The sequence below is a fragment of the Bacillus sp. AP50 genome, assembly GCF_040492675.1.
Taxonomy (GTDB): Bacteria; Bacillota; Bacilli; order Bacillales; family Bacillaceae_G; genus Bacillus_A; species Bacillus_A cereus.
In genome coordinates this window covers 1-10964 of record NZ_JBEUTW010000320.1, presented here as the reverse complement: position 1 = coordinate 10964, position 10964 = coordinate 1, and the positions used below count along the sequence as shown (strand labels likewise).

Here is a 10964-nt window from a genome sequence, read left to right as displayed (position 1 = left end):
ATTATTAATAGGAGGATTAATGCAATGGAAATATTTCAAAAAATGTGTGCGTCAACTGTAATCATTACAACACTTTTAGGAACAGGGGGTACTATCAATAGTGTACATGCTGATTCTATAGAACAGCAGATTAAATCAGGGATAGAACAAGAAACAGATAAGCAAATCATTGTAAAATTTAAAGCGGATTTGGATTTGCCATATGAAGATGGTATTGAAAAACAAATACAATCTCAAACGAATGATAAAGTAATAAAAGATCTTTTGACAGAATATCCAGATGTAACATTTACTCGTTTATTCACATCTGTAAGCCCGGAACAAATACAAAACCTTGAAGTGAAAGCACCTAATCATGTATCTACAAGTTTATTAAACTACTATATTCTTCAAAATCAAAATAGTGGGTATGAAGAAGAAATAGTAGATAAGTTAAAGGCATCTTCTTTAATAGAAGATGCGTATATGAAGAAACAAGAGAAAATAATGCCACCTGAAGTGCAATCATCAAGTGTAGCTCTTAATCCTAGTAACAATCCTAGATTTAAAAAACAAGGTTATCTTGAAGCGGCCCCATACGGTATTAATGCGCCTTTCGCCTGGGGAATTCAAGGCGGTAATGGAAATGGTATCACTTTTGTTGATATGGAATACGGATGGTTATTAAATCATGAGGATTTATTACATCAAAAAATTGAGTTAATGTCTGGAAGAAATATAGATCAGCATGTCGGTCATGGGACGTCTGTACTAGGAATTGTATCCTCTGAGGACAATGAAGTTGGGAATATTGGGATTGCGCCAAAAGCGAAAGCAAAGGTTATCTCTCAAATAAGAGATAATGGACAGTATAATACGGCTGATGCAATATTAAGCGCTGTAAATCAGTTAGAAGCTGGGGATGTTTTATTGTTAGAGGCACAAGCATCTTTCGATGGATATGGTGATAAATATTTACCTGTTGAAGTACAACCAGATATCTTTGATGCAATTCGTGCTGGTACAGATAAAGGGATTGTAATTATAGAGGCCGGAGCAAATGGGTGGAATGATTTAGACCAGTTCAAAGATAGAAAAGGTAAGCAAGTCTTAAATCGTAATAGTAAAGATTTTAAAGATTCGGGTGCAATTATGGTAGGAGCTGGCTCTTCATCTTTCCCTCATGAACGTATGTGGTTTTCGAATTATGGAAGCCGTATTGATGTGTACGGATGGGGAGAAAATGTAGATACAACTACAGCCGAGCAAAGTAGAAGTGCTGTAAATCTTTATACTTCAAGCTTTAGCGGAACATCTAGTGCTTCGCCAATTATTGCTGGGGCAGCGACTTTAGTACAAAGCATTGCTAAAGAAAATTTAGGACAACCATATAGACCAAGTGAACTAAGAGCAATATTAAGTAACCAGAGCACAGGAACAAAATCTAAAGATCCATATGCAGATAAAATTGGTGTTTTACCAGATTTGAAGTCTATACTAGCAAACTTAGGCTATGAACAAAGAAAACCAAACGGTGGGAATGAATTACAAGTAACAGAAAATGAACCAAATAATGAGCCTAGACAGGCAAATAAAGTTAACTTTCATACACCGGTGAAAGGAACGCTACATAATAGTGATAGAGTAGATGTATTTACTTTCCAAATTGATTCGCCGGAAAATATTAATATTTCTCTACTAAATGAACAAAATATTGGAATGACATGGGTACTTCATCATGAATCAGATTTAAATAACTATGTAGCATATGGTGAAAATGAAGGCAATGTAGTTAAAGGAACTTATAATGCAAAGCCAGGTAAATATTATTTATACGTCTATAAATATGAGAATAAAAATGGTTCATACGTATTGAACATAAAATAAGTAAAAGGAACTTCAGATGAAGTTCCTTTAAATTTTTCTAATTTAGTATATGTGAATGATTTTTTAACTTTACTTCTATGCAATATTTCATATTGATGAAATGTTATTTATTTTTTCTGAGCTAGCTTATATTATATTCAATAAGTTTGATATAAAAACAGAAAGAGAGAGGGATAATAATGAGCAATAAGAAGTTAATTTTGAAATTATTCATATGTAGTACAATATTTATCACATTTGTATTTGCTTTACATGATAAGAGAGTAGTTGCAGCTAGCTCTGTTAATGAGCTTGAAAATTTGTCAAAATGGATGCAACCTATACCTGATAATATCCCGTTAGCACGAATTTCAATTCCAGGAACACACGATAGTGGGACGTTCAAGTTGCAAAATCCGATTAAGCAAGTATGGGGAATGACGCAAGAATATGATTTTCGCTATCAAATGGACCATGGAGCTCGCATTTTTGATATAAGAGGACGTTTAACAGATGATAATACGATAGTTCTTCATCATGGGCCATTATATCTTTACGTAACACTGCATGAATTCATAAATGAAGCGAAACAATTTTTAAAAGATAACCCGAGTGAAACAATTATTATGTCTTTAAAAAAAGAGTATGAGGATATGAAAGGGGCAGAAGATTCATTTAGTAGCACGTTTGAAAAAAAATATTTTGTTGATCCTATTTTTTTAAAAACAGAAGGAAATATAAAGCTTGGAGATGCTCGTGGGAAAATTGTACTACTAAAAAGATATAGTGGTAGTAATGAACCTGGAGGATATAATAATTTTTATTGGCCAGATAATGAGACGTTTACCACAACTGTAAACCAAAATGCAAATGTAACAGTACAAGATAAATATAAAGTGAGCTATGATGAGAAAGTAAAATCTATTAAAGATACGATGGATGAAACGATGAACAATAGCGAGGATTTAAATCATCTATATATTAATTTTACAAGCTTGTCTTCTGGTGGTACAGCATGGAATAGTCCATATTACTATGCCTCTTATATAAATCCTGAAATTGCAAACTATATAAAACAAAAGAATCCTTTGAGAGTGGGCTGGGTAATTCAAGACTACATAAATGAAAAGTGGTCACCATTATTGTATCAAGAAGTTATAAGAGCGAATAAGTCATTAATAAAAGAATAAAGATGATGAGAGTAAGAAGCGATAAAATATATCGCTTCTTTTTCTTTTCCAATAACCAACAATATAAATTGTATTTTTATAATAGAAAAAAATAAAAACATAAGATATAATCATACATATAAAATTTGTACCTATAAATTTTATATGTATGATTGAATTTGATTTGTTGTAATGAAATGGAGGTATATACTATGAAGTTTCCACATGATTTTTTATTCGGAGCTGCTTCAGCTTCTTATCAAGTAGAAGGTGCATGGAATGAAGATGGAAAAGGTGTTACGAATTGGGACGAGTTTTCAAAAATTCCTGGCAAAACATACAATGGAACAAATGGTGATGTAGCTGTTGATCATTATCATCGATATAAGGAAGATGTTCGCTTAATGGCTGAGATGGGATTAGAATCGTATCGTTTTTCTATTTCTTGGGCGAGAATATTGCCGACTGGAGATGGAAAGGTAAATGAAAAAGGGATTGAATTTTATAACAACTTAATTGATGAATGTTTAAAATACGGGATTGTGCCGTTTGTCACTTTATATCATTGGGATTTACCATTACCGTTAGAAAAAGATGGTGGATGGACGAATAAAAGAACAGCAGAGGCTTTCGTAAAATATGCAGAAACTTGTTTTAAGGCATTTGGTGACAGAGTTAAGCATTGGATTACTTTTAATGAGACCGTAATGTTTTGTGGATTAGGTTATTTAAAAGGTGCACATCCACCAGGAATACAAAATGATGTTCCAAAGTATTTTCAAGCTACTCATTATGTATTTTATGCACACGCGAAAACAGTTGCGGTGTACAAGCAGCTGAAACAATATGGTGAAATTGGGATTACACATGTTTTCTTACCAGCTTATAGTGTGGATGATCAAAAAGAAAATATACAAGCAGCAAATCATGCGAATGAATATGAAACGTATTGGTATTATGATCCAATTTTAAAAGGCGAGTATCCGTCTTATGTTGTACAACAATTAAAGGAAAAAGGATGGACTCCTAATTGGACGGTTGAAGAATTAGAAATCATTAAACAAAATGCAGAAGAAAATGATTTTATTGGCTTGAATTATTATCAACCAATACGAGTAGAAAGATACGATATGGATATAAAGAGTGAGGAACATTCTCGAGAAAACTCAACGCTTGCTCCAGGTAACTCTTCTTTTGATGGTTTTTATCGAACAGTTAAAATGGATGATAAAACATATACAAAATGGGGATGGGAAATATCTCCCGAAGGTTTCTTAGAGGGATTGCATATGTTGAAAGCGCGTTACGGTGACATAAAGATGTATGTAACGGAAAATGGACTTGGTGATGAAGATCCGATCATTGACGGAGAAATTGTAGATGTTCCGAGAATTAAATTTATTGAAGCGCATTTAAAAGTAATGAAGCGTGCAATTGAAGAGGGAATTAACTTAAAAGGTTATTATGCATGGTCAGTGATTGATCTTTTAAGTTGGTTAAATGGATATAAAAAGCAATATGGCTTTATTTTTGTCGATCATAATGATAACTTAAAACGTAAGAAGAAACTTTCGTTTCATTGGTATAAACGTGTGATCGAAACGAGAGGGGAAGAGTTATAACAGATAAAAGAGTATTTTAGGAGAAAGTGTATGAGTGCAAAGTATAAACAAATTGCAGATGTGTTAGAGCAAAACATTCGAGATGGGCTTTTTAATGAAACGAAAAAACTACCTACAGAAGAAGCGTTGATGAATCGATTTGAAGTAAGCCGTAATACGATACGTAAAGTAATTAGTCAGCTTGTGAATAGAGGTTATATTTTTCAAGTGCAAGGTAGTGGCATGTTTTTACGCGAAACTTCTGTAACAGATTACATTAATTTAGGAAGTTTACGTGGATTAACGAAAAATCTTGTTTCACAAAATATTGAAACGAAAGTGTTAGAGCTTGAAGTAATAGATGCGGACGAAGAGATAGCAAAGCAGATGCAATGCGAAGCTGGAACTAGGTTGTATTTTTTGAAGCGCTTAAGAATTGTAGATGCTAAACCATTCTCTATTGAAGTAAGTTATTTCAAAAAGGATATTATTCCATATTTGAACGAAGAAATAGCATTAAGCTCTGTATACAGTTATTTCATTGAAGATTTACGATTAAATATTGGTTTTGCTGATAAAGTTATTAGTTGTGAAAAAGTAAATAAAGAAAATGCACAGCTTTTAGAATTAAATGAAGGTGATCCGGCGCTTCTTATTGAAAATACAGTGTATCTTGTAAATGGAACAATTTTTGAGTTATCTCAGTCGATGTTTCATTATGAAAAGGCGAAACTTTTAAATCGAATTAATTTTAAATGAAAAATTATTGTGTGAAAAAAGCAACTGGTCCTAAGTGATCAGTTGCTTTTTATTTTTTAAGTGGATGAGCAAAAAAACACGAAAGTGGTTGGTCCGCTTTTTGCAAACATCTATTATGATAAGAGAAGAAAGGTAGTATGTTATCAACGTTTTAAAGAGGAAGGTTTTTATGTAAGTTCTTTAATTAAAATAGATGGGTCTTAGAGAGGTGAAAAGACAATGAGTTTTGCAATTTCACTAGTCGTTATTATTGTAATTGTATCGCTATTTGGGACTGTACTAGTTGCAAGAAACGTGGAGGAGAATTACGGTAAGTCTACAAAAAGAAATGTGAAAAACTTATCTGCAATCTATATTCTTCTTCTTTTTGTTCTACTAGTTGGGGTAACATGGTATGCGGTAATGATTTAATAGTTTGTAAAAGAACTGAAATGAGAGTATGAAGTTGGAATTTCAGAAGCTATTGAGTAATCAGAAAGAGAACCATTTTGGATATATCCATTTACGGATAAGAAAATGTGACTAATTAATACTATTTTTACGGTGAATACTGTTAGTAAAAAATGAGGATAGTTCGTTTTGAAAGGAGGGAACTATATGGAATGGAAACCAAATCGTGCAGATAAGACACCTGTATATAAACAAATTGCAGATTATATTGAAAGAGGCATTTCTTCAGGCGAATTTCCTTCTGATAGTAAGTTACCTTCTGAGCGTATGTTAGCAAAGGAATTACAGGTGAACCGGAGTACAATAGTAGCTGCGTATGAAGAATTAAAATCACTTGGAGTAGTAGAACGGCAAAAGGGAAGCGGAACACGGGTCAATACAGACATATGGGGTGTCTCACATAAACGAATACCGAACTGGGGTAGGTACGTGGAGGATGGATCGTTCTTACCTAACGTACCACTCGTTCAACAAATTCGAACGGAAACACAAAAAGATGATTTAATTAATTTAGCAAGTGGTGAACTGTCACCAGAATTAATTCCAAGTGATAGATTTCGAACAATTTTGTCGGAGAAAACATTTATGGAAAATCTCGGCTATGACCATCCACTTGGAAATGAGATGTTGAGAAAAACAATTGCAGCACATGTTCAGCAATATAAACAAATTGAAGCAGATTCAAGCTCTATTCTTATTACATCTGGAGCACAACAGGCGCTTAATCTTATCGTTCAATGTTTATTAAAACCTGGCGATGCGATTGCGATTGAAGATCCTTCGTATTGTTTTTCGCTTCCAATGTTTAAATCGGCCGGTTTAAACATATTTCATTTACCTGTTGATGAGCATGGAATGAATCCAGATGACTTAATCGATTTGCACAAAAAGCATCGCATTCGTATGGTATTTTTGAATCCAGATTATCAGAATCCGACGGGTACTGTGCTTTCATTAGCGAGACGTAAAAAAATTTTAGAACTGTCTTCTGAGTTCGGTATACCAATTGTAGAAGATGATCCGTATAGTTTAATCTCTTTTAATGGAGAAGTGAACCCAACATTAAAATCAATGGACCAAAATGGAAATGTTCTTTATATAAGTTCACTATCAAAAATTGTTGCATCAGGATTACGTATTGGATGGGTAATTGGTCCTACACGCGTAATTGAGCGTTTAGCAGATGCAAAGCAACAAGTTGATTTTGGCCATAGTGTATTTACGCAGTGGGTAGCAAATCAATTTTTAGAATCAAAGGATTTCCATACACATATTACGATACTTCGTGGACAATTGAAGCAAAGAAGAGATGAATTAATTGCAGAGCTTGAAGGAACATTGGGAGAACGAGTTGAATGTTTCGTGCCAGAGGGTGGAATACATGTATGGTGTAAAGTAACAGGAAAGTTTGATGAATATCACTTATTAGGTGAATCTATACGGAATGGTGTCGCATTTGTTCCGGGCAGTGTTTTAGGTTCGAAAAATGAATATATACGATTTACGTTTGGTAGAGCGAATATAGAACAAATTCAACTTGGAATTAAACGGTTTGCCGACACGCTAAATGAGATTTCATAATATGGATGTGTGATAGTGAAATGAGGGAAAGAAATGAAGTACGTGACGCTTTTACTTCAAGTAGGCGTGCTATATGTATTTAGCCTAGTGGGTACGTGGATTCAGGAAATATTCCATCTATCAATACCGGGGAATTTAATAGGGATGTTAATACTGTTCCTGCTCCTTTCCACTCGCGTTTTACCGTTAAAATGGTTTGAGTTAGGTTCGGAAAAGTTAATCGTATTTTTACCGTTATTTTTAATCCCTTCGACAACAGGGCTCATGGAATACGGGTCTTTTCTTTTCAGTACGGGAAGTATTATATTCCTTTTAGTAGTTGCAAGTACTGTAGTAACTTTGATTGTTTCAGGGTATATAAGTCAATTATTAGTCACATCAAAAAAATAAAATCGACAAGGTGCACGATTCAAATGGTCTTAATTATTATTACTGTAGCAATTTATTTCTTGGCGACAAAGCTATATAAAAAATGTACGTTTGCATTTACGTTACCAGTGTTAACAGTTACGGCAATTATGATTTGTTTATTTTTGATTTTTGGTATTTCTCATCATGAGTATAGGGAAAATGGGGGAAACATTCTTTCAAGCTTATTGAGCCCTGCAATTGTAGCATTGGCCATACCTCTATTTAAAGAGCGAAAGATACTGATGAAAAATTTTTCATCGATACTAATCGGAGTAGTGATAGGTATAGTGGCTGTAACGAGCATGAATGTAGTGATTGGCGGAATTTTAAATATAGATAAGGAACTTATATTAACTACTTTACCACAGGTAGCGACAATGCCAATTGCCCTTTCAATAGCGGATCAAATTGGTGGTATTCCATCTATGACTTCTAGTTTTGTAGTTGTTGCAGGAATAACAGGTGCTATGATCGGACCAACAGTACTTAAGTTTTTCCGTATAACAAGTACGATTGGAAAAGGAGTTGGAATGGGCTGTGCATCACATATTATCGGTGTGAGTCGTTTAGTGAAAGAAGGCGAGAAAGAAGCGACTATCGGTTCGGTAACGATGATTGTAACTGGAATACTTATTAGTATACTAATACCGTATGGAACGAAATTTATTTTTTAAATGTAATGGAGATGATAACAATGACAACATGGTTTATAGTTACATTATTTGTTTTTGGAGCTATTAAAGTATTAGTTTCTAGCATGCCCACTTCTGTTGTAGAATCAATTATTAGTAGATTTGAATTGCATCAAAAGCTTGAGGCGGAAAATACTTCTATATCGATAGATGGAAAAAATATAGAGGGAGAAATGAAACTACAAGTTATTCATGAATTTAATGAGGCGTTGTTTTTAGATAAACATTATTTCCCGCCGCACGGAGAAGGGACGCCAATAGTCATTGATACGAAGAAAGGGAGTAAAGAGATTAGATTTTCGCTATATAGCTATGAGGAACATGTTGATGTCATTAAGCAATATAAGAAGAAAGTCGTTGCCTATCGTTTACGCTCTAAAAGCCTTCAAACATTGACACCATTAGTAATAACGGAAGAGTATGCTTAAGAAGAGACCTATAATGGTCTCTTTATTTTTTTATCCAATTATATACGTTCCAAATAAAAGAATGAAAAATTATATAACCAAATAAAGAATATGTATGGTTCCAATTCGCACTATGTACAAATAAACCTAAACTTTCAGCAATCTGTTCAAAAAGGCTAGCACAAATACCGATTGAAATAATAAATGAAATTCTAGAAACTTTAGATAATTTTTTTGAAATGTGTATAAAGATAACTGTTAAAATCGGCAGTACGAACAATGTAAAAGCTATATTAACCGAAAATGTGGATGAGAAGGGCCTAGCCGGAAAGGAATATATTTGTTTATGAACAAAAAAGGCATCTAAGCAAGTTGAAATAATAGAAGAGAGAAAGATTGTAACTACTAATGCTAGAAACTCATTCTTCTTCTCGGAGGAGGACATTTTTCTTTGCGAGAATGGCGATTTCAATTTTTTCGAGTGTTTTGCAGTAGTCTTCTGTAATTTGTCCATTTATATTTTCCTCCTTATCAACTAAGTAATTTACAACTTGCCAATCGGTAAACCAATCTTCACTGTCAACTTCTTCATGCTTCATATCTCGCCATGCATAGATGAGTGCAGGGCTGTATATACGATAAGCGCCATTTCGTAACTGGCATTTCTTAATTCGGCGCTTATAAAACTCACGGGAAAAAGATTCATTTACACTTGAAAATAAATGGGGCCAGTAATCTTTCCTAGATCCTGTATGTGGATGGTGTTGAGCCCAGCTTATTATTTGAGATAAAACATGTGTATCTCGAAATAATAATGAGTACAATCTTTTTCCAATTAATATCCGTTCATGTAAGGAAGTGAAATGTTTCATTGTATCACCAAATAGTAATACTTTTTGTTTCTTATCATTTTCGTAGAATGGGAAAAGGATATGATTAAACTGAAAGAAATCAAAGAGTTTAAATCCAATACTATTTAGTACAGTCTTTTTAAATTGTACATTTTGAATTACTCTTTTTTCTAAGTAGTTTTGTTCATTAATAATAGTTGCAATTGCTAAAGTCTTTTTGTTACCTGTTTTCCAAAAATGGTTCCACATCGTTTCCATAAATGTAGAAACATTTAGGTGAGGGAGAAGGTGAAATAACTTTTGTGATCTCTTTACACTTTGTTCGTAAAGTAAAAATTGAGGGTATACATCTTGGAAAATAAGCCAATTCCCTCTTTCTAAAAAAGAAAAAAATATGAATTGATCTTTCTCTGATAAAATTCTCGTATATAAATCGCCCTTTAAATCAGTCATATTCCAACCGCCGTTACGTGATACCATATGCCCAAGCAGTGCCCAATGTATTTCTGGATATTGAATGTAAAATTGGTAGTATGCGCGTGTTCTTGTAACATTATTTTTATTTAGTTGTTCTGTTTGTATTTTTATTTTGTTGATGATGAGTTGTTCTTCTTTCGTTAATTTATACATGGTGTCAGAAGGAATAAGTTTGCTTTTTTGTTTCAATTCATTTTTTACGTCGAATAGGGAGAGAGGCAGTGCTTTGGAAGGTCCGTTATATGTATGATTTGAATTGCTTCGGTCCATTCCGTTACCTCCCTTTTTCATAAATTTAAATATGATTATTGGCTATGAATCATTCTATTTATTTTATTACGAGTATAAGAAATAAATGAGCGGTGTTTTTTTACAAGGAATTTATTTATCATGCAAACGGTATAAAAAATCTTACTGTTGTGAGATGAAATGAAAAACAGAAACTACGTTTAATAGTTTCTGTTTTTTTATTTTGTCAATTAAATGTAACAAACGACGATTATGATTTGAATCAATTGAAAATAATTCAATAAATATTATTTAAATTGAGATGTTTCGTAGGAGGAAGAAGAATGTTAAATAAAATAATTTTAATTACTGGTGGTACAGGTTCGTGGGGGCATGAACTTATAAAACAACTATTAGAAAAATCACCGAAAGAAATTAGAATTTTTTCAAGAAATGAAACGGTTCAGTTTGAAATGCAGCAACAGTTTATAAA

12 protein-coding genes are annotated in these 10964 nt (G+C 33.3%); 10 read left to right on the top strand and 2 right to left on the bottom strand.

Going from position 1 to position 10964, the window contains the following annotated elements; genetic code table 11:
• The first annotated feature begins 24 nt into the window (after positions 1 to 24).
• The 9 genes from ABWK52_RS21240 to ABWK52_RS21200 all read left to right on the top strand — a co-directional run bounded on the left by ABWK52_RS21240 (position 25) and on the right by ABWK52_RS21200 (position 8936).
• Positions 25 to 1866, top strand: a complete 1842-nt coding sequence (locus ABWK52_RS21240; RefSeq protein WP_000402321.1) for a S8 family peptidase — start codon at positions 25 to 27, stop codon at positions 1864 to 1866.
• 179 nt (positions 1867 to 2045) lie between these two features.
• Entirely contained in the window at positions 2046 to 3035 is a 990-nt protein-coding gene (gene plcA, locus ABWK52_RS21235; RefSeq protein ID WP_000066292.1) for a phosphatidylinositol diacylglycerol-lyase, read from the top strand.
• A gap of 191 nt (positions 3036 to 3226) precedes the next feature.
• The gene (locus tag ABWK52_RS21230) at positions 3227 to 4636 is read left to right on the top strand and encodes a glycoside hydrolase family 1 protein (protein WP_000671630.1); all 1410 of its coding nucleotides are present in this window, start codon (positions 3227 to 3229) and stop codon (positions 4634 to 4636) included.
• Positions 4637 to 4666: 30 nt separating this feature from the next.
• Entirely contained in the window at positions 4667 to 5374 is a 708-nt protein-coding gene (locus ABWK52_RS21225) for a GntR family transcriptional regulator (protein ID WP_001274909.1), read from the top strand.
• Between the two features lie 219 nt (positions 5375 to 5593).
• Positions 5594 to 5785, top strand: a complete 192-nt coding sequence (locus ABWK52_RS21220; protein WP_000006459.1) for a hypothetical protein — start codon at positions 5594 to 5596, stop codon at positions 5783 to 5785.
• A 186-nt stretch (positions 5786 to 5971) separates the two neighbouring features.
• Positions 5972 to 7405 (top strand): PLP-dependent aminotransferase family protein, encoded by a 1434-nt coding sequence (locus ABWK52_RS21215; protein ID WP_000454966.1) that lies wholly within the window; start codon positions 5972 to 5974, stop codon positions 7403 to 7405.
• Between the two features lie 33 nt (positions 7406 to 7438).
• On the top strand, positions 7439 to 7795 hold the full coding sequence (locus ABWK52_RS21210; protein ID WP_097856400.1) for a CidA/LrgA family holin-like protein: 357 nt from the start codon (positions 7439 to 7441) through the stop codon (positions 7793 to 7795).
• Between the two features lie 23 nt (positions 7796 to 7818).
• Positions 7819 to 8490: an LrgB family protein gene (locus ABWK52_RS21205; protein WP_098541604.1), complete on the top strand. Its 672-nt coding sequence runs from the start codon at positions 7819 to 7821 to the stop codon at positions 8488 to 8490.
• A gap of 20 nt (positions 8491 to 8510) precedes the next feature.
• Positions 8511 to 8936: a YfmQ family protein gene (locus ABWK52_RS21200; protein WP_000214645.1), complete on the top strand. Its 426-nt coding sequence runs from the start codon at positions 8511 to 8513 to the stop codon at positions 8934 to 8936.
• A gap of 22 nt (positions 8937 to 8958) precedes the next feature.
• Here ABWK52_RS21200 and ABWK52_RS21195 read toward each other — a convergent pair whose 3' ends face one another.
• Positions 8959 to 9360 carry a CBO0543 family protein gene (locus ABWK52_RS21195; RefSeq protein ID WP_141537371.1) on the bottom strand — a complete coding sequence of 134 codons (402 nt, stop codon included), beginning with the start codon at positions 9358 to 9360 and terminating at the stop codon, positions 8959 to 8961.
• On the bottom strand, positions 9335 to 10513 hold the full coding sequence (locus ABWK52_RS21190) for a DUF2515 domain-containing protein (protein ID WP_000376162.1): 1179 nt from the start codon (positions 10511 to 10513) through the stop codon (positions 9335 to 9337). The genes ABWK52_RS21195 and ABWK52_RS21190 overlap by 26 nt, the downstream gene beginning before the upstream one ends.
• A gap of 302 nt (positions 10514 to 10815) precedes the next feature.
• Between ABWK52_RS21190 and ABWK52_RS21185 the strand changes: the two genes are divergently transcribed.
• Positions 10816 to 10964 (top strand): polysaccharide biosynthesis protein (locus ABWK52_RS21185; RefSeq protein ID WP_353772119.1); only part of this gene is annotated, 149 nt, incomplete at its 3' end.